General features: G+C 73.2%; 15 protein-coding genes. 10 read left to right on the forward strand and 5 right to left on the reverse strand.

The features are described from left to right. The 3 genes from Q7T52_RS04325 to Q7T52_RS04335 form a co-directional block, all read left to right on the forward strand. On the forward strand, positions 1 to 2,061 hold a 2,061-nt coding region (locus tag Q7T52_RS04325; protein ID WP_304799743.1), incomplete at its 5' end, for an MMPL family transporter. A gap of 41 nt (positions 2,062 to 2,102) precedes the next feature. Continuing rightward, on the forward strand, positions 2,103 to 3,266 hold the full coding sequence (locus Q7T52_RS04330; RefSeq protein WP_304799745.1) for a sensor histidine kinase: 1,164 nt from the start codon (positions 2,103 to 2,105) through the stop codon (positions 3,264 to 3,266). Then, on the forward strand, positions 3,263 to 3,949 hold the full coding sequence (locus Q7T52_RS04335) for a response regulator transcription factor (RefSeq protein ID WP_304799747.1): 687 nt from the start codon (positions 3,263 to 3,265) through the stop codon (positions 3,947 to 3,949). The genes Q7T52_RS04330 and Q7T52_RS04335 overlap by 4 nt, the downstream gene beginning before the upstream one ends. An 18-nt stretch (positions 3,950 to 3,967) precedes the next feature. On the opposite strand, the gene Q7T52_RS04340 is transcribed toward Q7T52_RS04335, so the two are convergent. Continuing rightward, positions 3,968 to 4,756 carry a sugar phosphate isomerase/epimerase gene (locus tag Q7T52_RS04340; protein WP_304799749.1) on the reverse strand — a complete coding sequence of 263 codons (789 nt, stop codon included), beginning with the start codon at positions 4,754 to 4,756 and terminating at the stop codon, positions 3,968 to 3,970. Then, the gene (locus Q7T52_RS04345; protein ID WP_304799750.1) at positions 4,753 to 5,715 is read right to left on the reverse strand and encodes a Ppx/GppA phosphatase family protein; all 963 of its coding nucleotides are present in this window, start codon (positions 5,713 to 5,715) and stop codon (positions 4,753 to 4,755) included. Before Q7T52_RS04345 ends, Q7T52_RS04340 begins: the two co-directional genes overlap by 4 nt. Before the next feature lie 72 nt (positions 5,716 to 5,787). Here Q7T52_RS04345 and Q7T52_RS04350 point away from each other — a divergent pair, with 72 nt between their 5' ends. From Q7T52_RS04350 to Q7T52_RS04360, 3 genes are all read left to right on the forward strand, one after another. Then, complete coding sequence (locus Q7T52_RS04350; protein ID WP_304799752.1) at positions 5,788 to 6,549, forward strand: hypothetical protein; 762 nt, start codon at positions 5,788 to 5,790, stop codon at positions 6,547 to 6,549. A gap of 132 nt (positions 6,550 to 6,681) precedes the next feature. Then, complete coding sequence (locus Q7T52_RS04355) at positions 6,682 to 7,320, forward strand: VOC family protein (protein ID WP_304799754.1); 639 nt, start codon at positions 6,682 to 6,684, stop codon at positions 7,318 to 7,320. Positions 7,321 to 7,340: 20 nt separating this feature from the next. Continuing rightward, positions 7,341 to 8,042 carry a class I SAM-dependent methyltransferase gene (locus tag Q7T52_RS04360; RefSeq protein WP_304799756.1) on the forward strand — a complete coding sequence of 234 codons (702 nt, stop codon included), beginning with the start codon at positions 7,341 to 7,343 and terminating at the stop codon, positions 8,040 to 8,042. Positions 8,043 to 8,057: 15 nt separating this feature from the next. Here Q7T52_RS04360 and Q7T52_RS04365 read toward each other — a convergent pair whose 3' ends face one another. Further along, positions 8,058 to 9,098 carry a LacI family DNA-binding transcriptional regulator gene (locus Q7T52_RS04365; protein WP_304799758.1) on the reverse strand — a complete coding sequence of 347 codons (1,041 nt, stop codon included), beginning with the start codon at positions 9,096 to 9,098 and terminating at the stop codon, positions 8,058 to 8,060. Between the two features lie 106 nt (positions 9,099 to 9,204). Here Q7T52_RS04365 and radA point away from each other — a divergent pair, with 106 nt between their 5' ends. Together radA and disA are read left to right on the forward strand one after the other, a co-directional pair. Continuing rightward, a complete protein-coding gene (gene radA, locus Q7T52_RS04370) occupies positions 9,205 to 10,647 on the forward strand; it encodes a DNA repair protein RadA (RefSeq protein ID WP_304799760.1) in 1,443 nt (480 codons plus the stop codon). Positions 10,648 to 10,656: 9 nt separating this feature from the next. Then, positions 10,657 to 11,739: a DNA integrity scanning diadenylate cyclase DisA gene (gene disA / locus Q7T52_RS04375; RefSeq protein ID WP_304799762.1), complete on the forward strand. Its 1,083-nt coding sequence runs from the start codon at positions 10,657 to 10,659 to the stop codon at positions 11,737 to 11,739. Here the strand turns inward: disA and Q7T52_RS04380 are convergent. Further along, on the reverse strand, positions 11,736 to 12,479 hold the full coding sequence (locus tag Q7T52_RS04380; protein ID WP_304799764.1) for a hypothetical protein: 744 nt from the start codon (positions 12,477 to 12,479) through the stop codon (positions 11,736 to 11,738). The two genes, disA and Q7T52_RS04380, sit on opposite strands and share 4 nt — an antisense overlap. Before the next feature lie 64 nt (positions 12,480 to 12,543). Between Q7T52_RS04380 and Q7T52_RS04385 the strand changes: the two genes are divergently transcribed. Next, complete coding sequence (locus tag Q7T52_RS04385) at positions 12,544 to 13,416, forward strand: A/G-specific adenine glycosylase (protein WP_304799766.1); 873 nt, start codon at positions 12,544 to 12,546, stop codon at positions 13,414 to 13,416. Positions 13,417 to 13,462: 46 nt separating this feature from the next. Further along, the gene (locus tag Q7T52_RS04390; protein WP_304799768.1) at positions 13,463 to 14,002 is read left to right on the forward strand and encodes a pyridoxamine 5'-phosphate oxidase family protein; all 540 of its coding nucleotides are present in this window, start codon (positions 13,463 to 13,465) and stop codon (positions 14,000 to 14,002) included. A 56-nt stretch (positions 14,003 to 14,058) separates the two neighbouring features. On the opposite strand, the gene Q7T52_RS04395 is transcribed toward Q7T52_RS04390, so the two are convergent. Beyond that, a partial coding sequence (locus tag Q7T52_RS04395) for an AAA family ATPase (RefSeq protein ID WP_304799769.1) occupies positions 14,059 to 14,948 on the reverse strand: 890 nt, incomplete at its 5' end.

Here is a 14,948-nt window from a genome sequence, read left to right on the forward strand (position 1 = left end):
AGGGCCATCCACGACCACCCCCGACGCGCCCTCGTGGCCGTCTTCCTCTTCGTCGTCGTCGCCGGCGCCATCGGCGGCCCGGTCGCCGGGGCGCTCGACACCGACGGCGGGTTCGCCCCCGCCGACGCCGACTCGGCCCGCGCGGTCGAGCGGATCGAGGCCGCCACCGGCCGCGAGACCTCGCCCGGGCTCGTCGTCCTGGTCGGCGACCCCGACCAGGCCGAGGCGGTCGCCGACCGGCTCGCCGACGTGCCCGGCATCGTCGAGGCGATGCCCGGCGGCCAGGCCCGCGACGGCAGCTCGGCCATCGTGCTCGGCACGATCGACGCCGCAGCCGACAGCGAGGAGGTCGCCGGCGACACGATCGACGTCTTCGCCGACGACCCCGACGTCAGCGTCGGCGGCGGCGCCGTCGCCGGCCTCCAGATCGGCGAGCAGGTCGGCGAGGACCTCGGCCGCGCCGAGCTGATGGCCTTCCCGATCCTGCTGCTCCTGTCGCTGCTCATCTTCGGCGGCCGCGCAGCACTGCTGCCGCTCGTCGTCGGCGTCACCACGGTGCTCGGCACCTTCCTCGCACTCGCCGGGATCAACCAGGTCTACGGCCTGAGCGTCTTCGCCCTCAACCTCGTCATCGGCCTGGGACTCGGCCTGGCGATCGACTACACGCTGTTCCTGCTGACCCGCTACCGCGAGGAGCTCGACAAGCAGGGCCCGACCGTCGGCGCCGTCCTCACCACGATGGCCACGGCCGGCCGCACGGTCGCCTTCTCCGCCGCCACCGTCGCTGTCGCGCTGGCCACGCTCGCCGTGTTCCCGCTGGGCTTCCTCAAGTCGATGGGCGTCGCCGGCGCCGTCGTCGCGGTGGTCGCCGCGATCGCCTCGCTGGTCATCACCCCGGCCGTCCTCGGACTGTGGGGCGCCAAGCTCGCCCGCCGTCGTCGTACGGCGTCCGAGGGCCGCTGGTACCGCCTGTCGCACGCCGTCATGCGCCGCCCCGGCACCGTCGCCGCGGTCACCGCCGTCGTCATGGTCGCCCTCGCCGCCCCGGCGCTGCGCGCCGAGTGGACCCCCGTCGACGCCACCGCCGTGCCGAAGGACCTCAGCGCCCGGGTCGTGTCCGACACCCTCGCCGAGCAGTACGACGCCACCGGCACCACCCCGGTGACCGTGGCGATCGAGACCGCCGACGCCGACCGGGCCACCACCCTGGCCGAGCGTGCGGCGCAGCTGTCCGGGGTCGAGGAGGCCACCCCGGCCGTCCAGCTCGACGCCGACACGTGGCAGGTCGACCTCTCCGTCGCCGGGGACCCCGCCGGCGACGACGCCCAGCGCGTGGTCGGCGAGGTCCGCGACCTGGCCGACGAGCTCGGCAGCGACGCCCTCGTCGCCGGACCCGCGGCCGAGTTCGTCGACCAGCAGGACGCGATCGGCTCCAGCCTGCCGCTCGCCGTCGGGCTGCTGGTGCTGCTGACCCTGCTCGTGCTCTGGCTGATGACCGGCTCGGTCGTGCTGCCCCTCAAGGCGGTCGTGATGAACACGCTCACCGTCGGCGTCTCGCTCGGCGCCCTGACCTGGGTCTACCAGGACGGCCGGCTCACCGGGCTCCTCGGCTACACGCCCAACGGCGGCATCGAGCCGACCGACTTCCTCGTCGCGGCCGCCCTGGTCTTCGCCCTGTCGACCGACTACGGCGTCTTCCTGCTGGGCCGGATCAAGGAGGCCCGTGACTCCGGGCTCACCGAGCGCGAGGCCGTCGCCACCGGCCTGGGCCGCACCGGCAGCGTCGTCACCGCCGCGGCAATCCTGCTGGCGGTCGCGATCGGCGCCTTCAGCACCAGCGAGATCTCCTTCATCCAGCAGATCGGCGTCGCCACGGCCGTCGGCGTCCTGGTCGACGCGTTCGTCGTCCGCTCGCTCCTCGTGCCGGCGCTGATGGGCCTGCTGGGCAAGTGGAACTGGTGGTCGCCGATGCCGCTGCGCCGCCTGCACGACCGGATCGGGTTCCGCGAGGAGCCGGTCGTCCTCACCGAGCGTCCTCCCACGCTCGCGAATACTCCCTGAGGACGACGCCGGGCGGGTCGTGACGGGTCTACCGTCGAGACGTGACCCGCCTGCCCGCATTGCCGCCACGCGTCCTCGACGTCGTGGCGGCAGTGCTGTGCGCGGCCGCGATGCTCGTCGAGCTCGACCGCAACGCGAAGTCCACCGTCACCGTGGCGGCCGTGCTGGCGATCCTCGTGGCCTGCTTGCCGATCGTCGTACGCCGGCGCCACCCGGTGCTGGCGATGGTCCTCGCGATGGTGGCCCTCGTCGGCATCACCAGCACGTCGAGCATCTACCAGACCATCGCGATCCCGGCCGTGGTCTGCGCCTACGGCCTGGCCAGCAGCCTCGGGCGGCGCGCCGCGCTGTGGACCGCTGCGGCCACCTTCCCCGCGGTCCTCACGATCATCCTGGTCTACAGCCCGCACAGCATCAGCGACTGGGACACCCTCAAGAACCTCGCCCTCGTCGCCCTGCCGCTCGCGCTCGGGGTCGCCGCCCACGACCGTCGCTGCTACACAGCCGCGCTCGTCGAGCGCGCCGAGTCCGCCGAGCGCAACCGCGAGGAGGAGGCCCTGCGCCGCGTCGGCGAGGAGCGGCTGCGTATCGCCCGCGACGTCCACGACGTCGTGGCCCACGCCATGGTCGCGATCAACGTCCAGGCGGGGGTGGGCGCGCACCTCCTCGACCGCGACCCCGAGCAGGCACGGGCCACCCTGCGCGACATCAAGAAGGTCAGCGGCGAGGCCCTCGGCGACCTGCGCTCGATGCTCGGCCTGCTCCGCCAGGACGACGACCCGGCGGCACCGGTCCTGCCCACGCAGGGTCTCGCCGAGATCGGCAGCCTGCGCGACGGCCTGGGCTCGGCGGGGATCGACCTCGACGTCCGGATCGACCCGGCGGCCGGAGCACTCCCCGCGGCCGTCGGGGCGACCGGCTACCGGATCGTCCAGGAGGCGCTGACCAACGTGATGCGCCACGCCGGACCGACCTCGGCGCGGGTGCGGGTCACCCGCGGCGACGACGGCCTGCGCGAGATGGTGGTCATCGAGGTCGAGGACGACGGCGGCACCGCACCGACCCCGCTCGAAGGCACCGGCTCCGGCAACGGCCTGCGGGGCATGCGCGAGCGCGCGGCCGCGGTCGGCGGCACCCTCGAGGCGGGACCACGGGCCGAGGGCGGCTGGCGCGTGTCGGCGTCGCTGCCGGTGGGAGTGCCGTGACGATCCGGGTGCTGCTGGTCGACGACCAGACGCTGGTGCGCGCGGGCTTCCGGGCGCTGCTCGACTCCGAGCCCGACCTCGACGTGGTCGGCGAGGCCGTCGACGGCGCCGAGGCCGTCGAGCTCGCCGTCGCGCTGGTGCCCGACGTGGTGCTCATGGACATCCGGATGCCCCGCGTCGACGGTCTCGAGGCCACCGCCCGGATCACCGCCGACCCGCGCCTGTCCGGCACCCGCGTCGTCGTGCTGACGACCTTCGAGCTCGACGAGTACGTCTTCGGCGCACTGCGCGCCGGGGCCGCCGGCTTCCTGCTCAAGGACGTCGAGCCCGAGGCCCTCATCGAGGCCGTACGCCTGGTCCACGACGGGCAGGCCCTGCTCGCCCCGCAGGTGACCATGCGCCTCATCGAGGCCTATGTCGCCTCCCACCCGGTCGCTCCGCCCGCGCCGCCCGACGCCCCGACACCGCCCGACCAGAGCCGGCTCGAGCAGCTCACCCCCCGCGAGCGCGAGATCCTCGCGCTGGTCGGCCGCGGCCTGTCCAACCAGGAGATCGCCGCCGAGCTCGTCCTCTCGCCGCTGACCGCCAAGACCCACGTGTCGCGGCTGTTCCTCAAGCTCGGCGCCCGCGACCGCGCGCAGCTCGTCGTGACGGCGTACGAGACCGGGCTGGTCAGCGCGTGACGCTCGGCCGGGACCGCGTCAGGGCGTGGGCACGGCGAAGTGCTCGCGGGCGAAGAGCAGCGACTCGCGCAGGTCGGCCTCTCGCTCCTCACGGGTCGCGCACTTGCGCGTGTTGATCTCGACGACGATCTCCCCGGCGAAGCCCGTCCTGGCGAGGTGCTCGAGGAAGGCCTGGGCCCCCATGGACCCACGGCCGGGCACGAGGTGCTCGTCCGTGGCCGAGCCGCTGCCGTCGGTGAGGTGCACGTGGCGCAGGCGGTCGCCGAGCCGGTCGGCCATCTCGATCACGTCGGAGTGGGCGATGGCGGCGTGGCTGAGGTCGATCGTCGTGTTGGCGTAGGGCTCGGCCGAGGGGTCCCAGCCGGGGAGGTACATCTCGGCGCCCCGCTTCTTGGTGGCCCGCCAGGGATACATGTTCTCGACGGCGAACCTGATGCCGGTGGAGTTCTCGAGCGCGGCGATGCCGTTGACGAAGTCGCGGGCGTAGTCCTTCTGCCAGCGGAAGGGCGGGTGCACCACGACCACCTCGGCGCCGACCTCGGACGCCATCTCGGCCGACCGTTCGAGCTTGCCCCACGGCTCGGTGCCCCAGACCCGCTGCGTGAAGAGCAGGCAGGGCGCGTGGACCGCGCTGATCGGGACGCCGTGGTGCTCGGAGAGCTGCAGGACCGCGGACGTCTGCTGGCTGAGCGCGTCGATGCCGACCATGACCTCGACTGCGTCGTAGCCGATCGCGGCGGCGTAGGTGAAGGCGTGGGCAGTCGACTCGGGATAGACCGACGACGTCGAGAGGCCGACCCGGGTCATCGGGTCGGGCCCGACGGGCGGGCGGGCACGTTGGCGATGCTGAACCGGTCGATGCGCTCGAGGATGACGCCCTCGCGCAGCGCCCAGGGGCAGATCTCGAGCTCGGCCAGGTCGAAGATGTCCATGCAGGCCTCGGCGACGAGCGCGCCCGGCACGATCTGGTGGGTGCGGCTCGGCGAGACGCCGGGCAGGTGGGCGAGGTCGTCGCGGTCCATGGCGACGAGCTTGGGGATCCAGCCGCGCAGGGTCTCGAGCGGCAGGCTGCGCGGCACCAGGGATCCCTCGTCGGAGGACGCGGCCCCGCAGATGCGGGCCAGTGAGCGGAACGTCTTGGACGTCGCCGCCGCGCGGTGGGGCGTGCCGGCGCGCAGCAGGTTGCCCGCGTCGCGGGCTATCTCGGCGCGGATCTTCTTGCGGATGGCCTTGAGCCCGGCCTCGTCGGGCTGCTCGGCGAACATCGAGCGCGCCAGGCGGGCCGCGCCGAGGGGCAGCGACCAGGCCACGTCGGGCCTCTCGTCGCCCCCGCCCGCGATCTCGAGCGAGCCGCCGCCGATGTCGAAGACCGCCAGGCGGCCCGCGGACCAGCCGAACCACCGACGTACGGCGAGGAACGTCAGGCGCGCCTCGTCCTCGCCGGACAGCACGCCGATGTCGACGCCGGTGCGGTCGCGCACGGTGGAGAGGACGTCGTCGCTGTTGACGGCGTCACGGACCGCGGAGGTCGCGAAGGACAGCATGTCCTCGCAGCCCTTGTCCTCGGCGACGACCAGCGCCTCCGCCGTGAACGCCGCCAGCGCGTCGATGCCCGTCGGCGAGACCGCACCGGCCTCGTCGAGGTGCTCGGCGAGCCGCAGCGGCTGCTTGTAGGAGAACGCCGGCAGCGGCGCGGCGCCGTCGTGGGCGTCCACCACGAGGAGGTGGCCGGTGTTGGAACCGATGTCGAGGACGCCGAGGCGCATGGCTCAACCGTACCCGGCCGCCTCGTGTGGGACGTGCCACGTCGGGGTGAGCCAGCCCCGTAGGGTTGGGCCGTGCCCGAGGTCGATGTCGTCTTCCCCCGCGCGTTCGTGGAGTTCGTCAACCCGGCCGACGAGACCGAGATGATGCGCTGCGACCTGACGTGGCTGACCAGCAGCTTCTCGTGCATCTTCGGCCAGGGGTGCAAAGGCATCTACGCCGACTCCCCCGACACCGGCTGCTGCACCCTCGGCGCCCACTTCGCCGGCGACGAGGACGAGAAGCGGGTCGCGGGCTACGTCGGGATGCTCGACGAGACGCTGTGGCAGTTCCACCCCGGCCGCAAGGTGAAGAAGAAGGACTGGATCGAGACCGACGACGAGGGCGACCGCAAGACCCTCGCCCACGAGGTCGACGGCCAGTCCGCGTGCGTCTTCCACAACCGCACCGACTTCCACCTCGGCGCGGGCTGCGCCCTGCACGCGCTGGCGTTCGTGCTCGAGAAGAACCCGCTCGAGACCAAGCCCGACGTCTGCTGGCAGCTGCCGCTGCGGCGTACGTTCCGCGAGGTCACGCGCACCGACGGGACCACCTACACCGAGGTGTCGATCGGCGAGTACGAGCGCGCCGGCTGGGGCCCCGGCGGGCACGACCTCGACTGGTACTGCTCGAGCAACACCGAGGCCCACGTCGCCCCCGAGCCGGTCTACGTCACCCACGAGCCCGAGCTCGTGGCGCTCATGGGGCCGGAGGCCTACGCCGAGCTCGTGCGGCACTGCGACGCCCACGTGCGGTCGCGGTCGGCGCTCGCGCTGCACCCCGCCGACCCGCGCTGACCCGTCGCCGGACCTCTGGACTCGTCACCCCGACGGATGAGGTCGTCTCACTCTCCGAGCGGGACCTCTTGACATCAAGACATCGGCACCCCGGCGTCGGAGCCGTCGAACGCTCTGCTGACAATGATCCGTATGCGCCTCGACCATCTCTCCTACGCCGCCGGCCCTGACGGACTCGACGCCACGGCCCAGCGCATCGGTCACCTGCTCGGGCGTCACTTCGTCGACGGTGGCATCCACCCGCGCTTCGGCACCCGCAACCGCATCCTCCCGCTGGCCGACAAGACCTATCTCGAGGTCGTCGAGGCCCTCGACCACCCGGCGTCCGACAAGGCGCCGTTCGGCCAGGCCGTCAAGGCCCGCTCGGCCGCCGGTGGCGGCTGGCTCGGCTGGGTCGTCGCGGTCGACGACATCAGCATCATCGAGGCGCGCCTCGGGCGGTCGTCGGTCAAGGGCAACCGCCACCTCCCCGACGGCACCGAGCTGCTCTGGAAGCAGATCGGCGTCAACGGCCTGCTCTCCGACCCGCAGCTGCCCTTCTTCATCGAGTGGGACAGCCCCGCCGAGCTGCACCCCTCGACCGGCTCCGACGCGACGTTCTCCCTGGCCTGCCTGGAGATCGCCGGCGACCCGCAGCGCGTGAGCGAGTGGCTCGGCGAGACCGTCGAGGCGCCGCTCGAGGACGTCAAGGTCGAGTGGGTCGCCCCGCACGGCACCCCCGGCATCCTCGCCGCCCAGGTGATGACGCCCGGCGGCCTCGTCCGGATCTGAGTCCGACTGGTCGCGGACCGGTGAGCCGACCGTTGCCCGGGGCCGTCCCCAGCCCCAACATCTGGAAGCACACCGCGACCTACGAGGTGGAGAACCGCGCCGTAGACCCCGACGGCCGGTTGTGGGCGGCGCTCGAGTCGCGTGTCGACTGGTCCGGGCGCACCGTCCTCGACCTCGGCTGCGGGACGGGCTTCCACCTGCCGCTCTTCGCCGCCCGGGCGGGGAGCGTCGTCGGCGTGGAGCCGCACCCCGACCTGATGGCGCTCGCGCGGCGTCGTACGGCGGGGCTCGGCCACGTCCGTGTACTGCCCGGCACGGCCCAGGACGTGCCCCTGCCCGACGGCTCGGTCGACGTCGTGCACGTGCGCTGGGCCTACTTCTTCGGCCCGGGCTGCGAGCCCGGCCTGACCGAGCTCGACCGCGTCGTACGTCGGGGCGGCACCGCCCTGGTGGTCGACAACGACGGCTCGCGCTCCACTTTCGGCGCGTGGTTCCGCCGCGGCTACCCACACCTCCCCCCGCCCGCCGACATCGAGCGGTTCTGGGTCACGCGCGGCTGGACGCGCACGCAGGTCGACATGGGGTGGCGGTTCACCTCGCGCGCCGACCTCGAGGCGGTGGTGCGGATCGAGTTCAAGCCGTCGGTCGCCGACGAGATCGTCCGGCACCACGAGGGGCTCGAGGTCGACTACGCGGTCAACGTGTGGTCGAAGGACTTCTGAGACTGGCGCCGGCGTTCAGCCGGACCCGCGCACCGTGAGCGTCGGCGTGAGGAGCAGCCCCGCGCCGACGTAGGACGGGGTGGCGAGGAGGTCCTCGAGCGAGCGCACGACCGCGATGGCGACCTCCTCGAGCGGCTGGCGCACGGAGGTGAGGCCGGGGTGGACGACCTGGGCGACCTGGGAGTCGTCGAAGCCGACGACGGCGATGTCACGGCCGGGGTGGAGGCCGCGCTCGGCGAGGGTGTGGAGCACGCCCATGGCGAGGGTGTCGGAGGCGCAGACGAACGCTGTGGGGTCGGCCTCGTCGAGCAGGACGCCGCTGGCCTCGCGGCCGCTCCAGACGGTGTCCTCGACGCGGGAGGCCATGCCGGTGGTCGGGTGGCCGCGCTCGCGCAGGACGCGGCTCCAGCCGGCGCGGCGGTCCTCGCCGATGAAGGAGTCCTTGCGCCAGCCGATCCACGCGATGCGGGTGTGGCCCTGGTCGAGGAGGTGCTGGGTGGCGAGGGCCGTGCCGGCGGCCCCGTCGACGTCGACCCACGGGTGCTTGGCCGCCTCGTCTCCCCACGGCCGGCCGAACGCGACGAACGGGGCGCGGCGGTCGCGCAGCCAGGTGGCCTGCGGGTTGCCGAGGTAGGTGTCGGTGACCACGAAGGCATCGACCGCGGTCGAGCGCAGCAGGTCGTCGTAGCCCTCGAGCGGGTCGGGACCCTCACCCGAGAACAGCAGCACGTGGTAGCCAGCCTCGCGGGAGGTCCAGACGAGGGAGTGGACGAAGCGGTCCATCGCGGCGTTGGCGGTGCCCTCCTGGACCGGGCTCATCCTCAGGCCGATCAGGTGCGAGGCGCGGGTGCGCAGGTTGCGCGCGGCGCGGTTGGGCACGTAGCCGAGCTCTACGATCGCCTCCTGCACGCGCGCCAGGGTGTCGGTGCGCAGCAGGTCGGGGTTGTTGACGGCGTTGGAGACGGTCTGGCGCGAGACCCCCGCGCGCTCGGCGACGTCGGCGAGGGTGGGCGCGACGGCGGGGACGCGCGAGGAGATGCGGGTGATGCGTTCCATGCCGGGCCCCCTCTGGATCGATCCAAAGCGGATCCTATCCGTACGCCGACACGCGGCCGAGCGCCCGCGCGGGTGACTGTCGGTGGTCCCGTCTAGCGTGCGGAGCATGGCGAAGACCACCGCACGTGCCCCCCGACCGCAGTACCGCTGCGCCGAGTGCGGCTGGGAGACCGGCAAGTGGGTCGGGCGGTGCGGCGAGTGCCAGGCGTGGGGCTCGGTCGCCGAGGGCACGGCGCCGACGCTGCGCACCAGCGCGGGCCCGGTGACGACGGCGGCCGTGCCGATCGGGCAGGTCCAGGTCAACGAGGCGGCCTTCCGCGGCACGGGCGTCGCCGAGCTCGACCGGGTGCTCGGCGGCGGGCTGGTGCCGGGCGCGGCCATCCTGCTCGCGGGCGAGCCCGGCGTGGGCAAGAGCACCCTGCTGCTCGAGGTGGCCGCCCAGACCGCGCGCTCCGGGCGGCGGGTGCTCTACGTGACGGGCGAGGAGTCGGCGAGCCAGGTGCGGCTGCGCGCCGACCGCACCGGCGGCGTCCACGACGAGCTCTACCTCGCCGCCGAGACCGACCTCGGCGCGATCCTCACCCACATCGAGCAGGTCCGGCCCGACCTGCTGGTCGTCGACTCGGTGCAGACGATCGGGGTGGCCGGCGTCGAGGGCGTGCCCGGCGGCGTCACCCAGGTCAAGGAGGTCTCGGCCGCGCTGGTCCGGGTCGCCAAGACCCGCGACATCGCCACGGTGCTGGTCGGCCACGTCACCAAGGACGGCGGCATCGCCGGCCCCCGCGTGCTGGAGCACCTCGTCGACGTGGTGCTGCAGTTCGAGGGCGACCGCAACAGCCGGTTCCGGATGGTGCGTGCCGTCAAGAACCGCTTCGGCCCGATCGACGAGGTCGGCTGCTTCGACCTGGCCGCCGACGGCATCACGGCGGTGGCCGACCCGACCGGGCTCTTCGTCGAGCACCTCCACGGCCGCGTCGCCGGCACCTGCGTGGCGGTGACGATGGAGGGACGCCGCCCGCTCCTGGCCGAGGTGCAGGCGCTCGTCACCCCGTCGCCGCTCGAGCGGCCCCGCCGTACCGTCTCGGGCCTCGACAGCTCACGGATCGCGATGGTGCTGGCGGTCCTGCAGCAGCACTGCGGCATCCGGCTCCACGCCCACGACGTCTTCGCCTCGACCGTCGGCGGGGCCCGGCTGTCCGAGCCGGCGGCCGACCTGGCCGTCGCGGTGGCGCTCGCCTCGGCCACCTTCGTCACCCCGCCGCCCGTAGGCGTGGTGGCCATGGGCGAGATCGGGCTGGCCGGCGAGCTGCGCCGGGTGCGCGACCTGCCGCAACGACTGGCCGAGGCGTCGCGGCTGGGGTTCAAGATGGCGGTGGTGCCGGCGGCCGCCGCCGGACGCGAGGAGCCCGCGGGTCCCCGGTCGGCGCGCACCGACCGGGTCGTGGAGGGCATGCGGGTGGTCGAGGTGCGCGACGTGAGGTCGGCGCTGCACCTGCTCCATCTCGACTCCCGCACCAAGCACGCGTTGGAGGTCGTCGACGACGGATAAGGTTCCGGCATGACTGACGGCCGCAGCGAGGAGCAGCTGCGCCTGCGCGCCACCCTCGCGCAGACCGCCCCCGGCACCGCCCTGCGCGACGGCCTCGAGCGGATCCTGCGCGGGCGCACCGGAGCGCTCATCGTGATCGGGCACGACCGGACGGTCGAGTCCATCTCGACGGGCGGGTTCGCCCTCGACGTGCCGTTCACCGCGACCGGCCTGCGCGAGCTGGCCAAGATGGACGGCGGCATCATCGTCGACCGCGACCTCACCCGGATCATCCGGGCCGCGGTCCACCTGATGCCCGACCACACCATCCCGTCCGAGGAGACCGGCACCCGCCACCGCACCGCCGACCGGGTCGCCAAGCAGACCGGGTTCCCGGTGATCTCGGTGTCGCAGTCGATGCAGATCATCGCGGCCTACGTCGGCGAGACCCGCCACGTCCTGGAGGACTCCGGCAAGATCCTCTCCCGCGCCAACCAGGCCCTGGCCACGCTCGAGCGCTACAAGCTGCGCCTCGACGAGGTCTCCAGCACCCTCTCGGCCCTGGAGATCGAGGACCTCGTCACCGTCCGCGACGTCGCGGTCGTGGCACAGCGCCTCGAGATGGTCACCCGCATCGCCCGCGAGATCGAGGACTACGTGCTCGAGCTCGGCAGCGACGGCCGCCTGCTCTCGCTCCAGCTCGAGGAGCTGATCACCGGCGTCGACGCCGAGCGCGAGCTGGTGATCCGCGACTACGTGCCCGGCGGCCGGCGCACCAAGAGCCCCGAGGTCCTGCTCGGCCGGCTCGAGGCGCTCTCGGCCACCGACCTCGTCGACCCCGCCTCCGCCGCCCGCGTCCTCGGCCTCGGCACCGCCGAGCACCTCGACGGTGCCGTCGCGCCCCGTGGCTATCGGCTGCTCGCCAAGGTCCCGCGGCTGCCCGCGCCCGTGGTCGACCGCCTCGTCGAGCACTTCGGCACCCTGCAGAAGCTGCTGTCCGCCGGCATCGACGACCTGCAGATCGTCGACGGCGTCGGCGAGCTCCGTGCGCGCAGCGTGCGCGAGGGGCTCTCGCGGCTCGCCGAGTCGACCATTCTCGAGCGGTACGTCTAGCCGACGCCCTCGGGCAGCGGCGGACCGATCGGGCCCTTCGGCTGCACGTCGGCCGGGTCGGCGAGCACGAACGGGACCACCGCCGAGGGCTCGCCGCCGATCGCGGCCGCCTGGACGGCGTAGTCCCCCGGCGGGACGAACCTCATCGACCCGGGACAGTCGCGGCTGGACGTCCGGCCGCTCCACGCCATCCGATAGGTCGCGGTGACGTCACGGCGCACGACGATCTCGTCCTCGGGCAGCTGCCCGGGGCACTCGCTGCTCGACCAGACGTCGTCGTCGCCATCGGTGATCTTGTAGGCCAGGCTCTCGCGGCTCAGCGTCCACGTGCAGGCCTCCGCCTCGCGGGTGCGCAGCGCGAGGGTGACCAGGATCTTGCGACCGGCCACGGCCGGCGCCATCACGGGGGTCATGGCGATGTCGGAGTCGGCACAGGCACCGACGGGGTCGGCCGGCTCGGGGGCCGGCGGCGTCGTGGTGGTCGGCGAAGCGGGCTGCAGGACGCCCTTCCCGCGCTTCTTCTTCCGGACCGGCGTCGCGGTCGAGGTCGGCGTCGCGCTCGGCTGCGGGATGCCGACGACCTGCTGGGCAGTGTCGCCGCTCGGGGCTGCGTCGTCGTCGCGGACCAGGTCGACGGTCGCGACGACCAGCAGGACGGCCGTGCCGGCCACCATGGCCCGGCGCCGCCAGTAGACGCCGGGAGACTGCGGCGCGCGTGCTGCTGGCCTCCGGGTCGACATGGGACCTGACGCTAACGAGCGACCCGGCCTCCGCGGCGGTGCCACACCGCAGGACAATCGTCCGGTGCCCGAGTCGTCGCTCCACGAGCCGGTGCTGGCCTGGTACGCCGAGCACCAGCGGGACCTGCCGTGGCGTCGACCCGAGGCGTCGGCGTGGTCGGTGCTCGTCTCGGAGCTGATGCTGCAGCAGACCCCGGTGGCGCGGGTGCTGCCGGTGCACGAGGCGTGGCTGGAGCGCTGGCCCACCCCGGCCGACCTCGCCGCCGAGCCGACCGGCGAGGCGGTCCGCGCGTGGGGCCGACTGGGCTACCCGCGCCGGGCCCTGCGGCTGCACGGGTCCGCGGTGGCGATCGTCAAGCGGCACGACGGCGTCGTGCCCGACGCCTACGACGACCTGGTCGCGCTGCCGGGCGTCGGCGACTACACCGCGGCCGCGGTGGCGAGCTTCGCCTACGGCCGCCGGCACGTCGTGCTCGACACCAACGTCCGGCGGGTCCTCGCCCGGGCGGTCTCGGGCGTCGAGTTCCCCACCACGGCGGTCACCCGTGCCGAGCGCGACCTCGCCACCGGCCTGCTGCCCGACGACGAGGCCACCGCCGCGACCTGGGCCGTCGCGGTCATGGAGCTCGGGGCGCTGGTCTGCACGGCGGCCGCGCCCCGGTGCGGGACCTGCCCGATCGCCGGCCGGTGCGCCTGGAACCAGGCCGGGCGGCCGGCGTACGACGGTCCGGCGCGCAGGACCCAGGCCTGGGCCGGCACCGACCGGCAGTGCCGGGGGCGCCTGCTCGCGGTGCTGCGCGACAGCGACGGGCCCGTGCACCGCACCTCCCTCGACGCCGCCTGGGCCGACGGGACCCAACGGACGCGGTGCCTCGAGAGCCTGCTCGCCGACGCGCTCGTCACCCGCACCGGCCCGGACACCTACGCCTTGCCCTGACCGCACCCACCGATGACTCCGCCGGCCGCCCGGTGTCGGTAGAGACATGGCTGAGTTCACCGGACAGGTCGACGCCCGCTACGGCGACGCCGACGCCGCCGCCCCACCCTGGGCCGAGGTCGAGGAGCGCCTCGAGGACGCCCCGCTCTACTGGCTCGTGACCGTCCGCGCCGACGGTCGCCCGCACGCCGTGCCGCTCGTGGGCGTCTGGCACGACCAGGCGTTCGCGTTCGTCACCGGCCAGGAGGAGCAGAAGATGCGCAACCTCGAGGCCAACGCGCACGTCGCGGTCACCGCCGGCCCCCTCGGCGCCGACGGCTGGGCCCAGGGCAAGGACATCGTCGTCGAGGGCACCGCCGCGCGCGTCACCGACGACGCCTGGCTGCGGGCCGTCGCGGCGGCGTACCACACCAAGTACGGCGCCGACTGGCCCTGGCAGGTGGACGGCGACACGTTCGTCACCGACACCTCGGGCGGCCCGGACACCGGCGGTCCGGGCCCGGGCCTCGTCTTCCAGGTCACCCCGGTCAAGGTCATCGTCTTCGGCGACGACCACGGCCAGACCACCTACCGCCAGAGCACCTAGCCCCAAAAACCACGCTGACCCGTCGCGTGGACGCGACGGGTCAGCGTGGTGCGGGACTAGAGGGTGCCGGTGCCGGCGGCGCCGCCCTCGGTCTCGGTCGGCGGGGCCTTCTTGATGTCGACCGGGCCGTCCTCGACGGGCTTGCTCAGGTCGAGGCCACCGATGTCGGCGGTCTCGAGCGGGGGCAGGTCGGGCAGCTCGCCCATCTTCTGACCCTTGAAGGTGAAGGTCGCGGTCGGACCCTCGCCCTCGACGTCGACCAGCACGATCTGACCGGGCCCGACCTCGCCGAAGAGCATCTTCTCGGCCATCGAGTCCTCGATCTCGCGCTGCACCGTGCGCCGCAGCGGACGGGCTCCGAGGACCGGGTCGAAGCCCCGCTCGGCGAGCAGGTCCTTGGCGGCCTGGGTCAGCTCGATCCGCATGTCGCGGTCGCGCATCCGCAGCTCGACCGACGCGATCATGTTGTCGACCATGTGGACGATCTGCTCGCGGGTCAGCGGCGGGAAGACGACGATCTCGTCGACACGGTTGAGGAACTCGGGACGGAAGTGCTGCTTGAGCTCGTCCTGGACCTTGTTCTTCATCCGCTCGTAGGAGCCGGCGGCGTCACCACTCTGGTTGAACCCGAGGTGGATCGACTTGTTGATGTCACGGGTGCCGAGGTTGGTCGTCATGATGATGACGGTGTTCTTGAAGTCGACCACCCGGCCCTGGGAGTCGGTCAGGCGACCTTCCTCCAGGATCTGCAGCAGGCTGTTGAAGATGTCGGGGTGCGCCTTCTCGACCTCGTCGAACAGCACGACCGAGAATGGCTTGCGCCGCACCTTCTCGGTCAGCTGGCCACCCTCCTCGTAGCCGACGTAGCCGGGGGGCGAGCCGAAGAGCCGCGAGACGGTGTGCTTCTCGCCGTACTCGCTCATGTCGAGCTGGATCAGCGCGTCCT

Source organism: Nocardioides sp. (assembly GCF_030655615.1).
In the GTDB taxonomy this organism is placed as follows: domain Bacteria; phylum Actinomycetota; class Actinomycetes; order Propionibacteriales; family Nocardioidaceae; genus Nocardioides.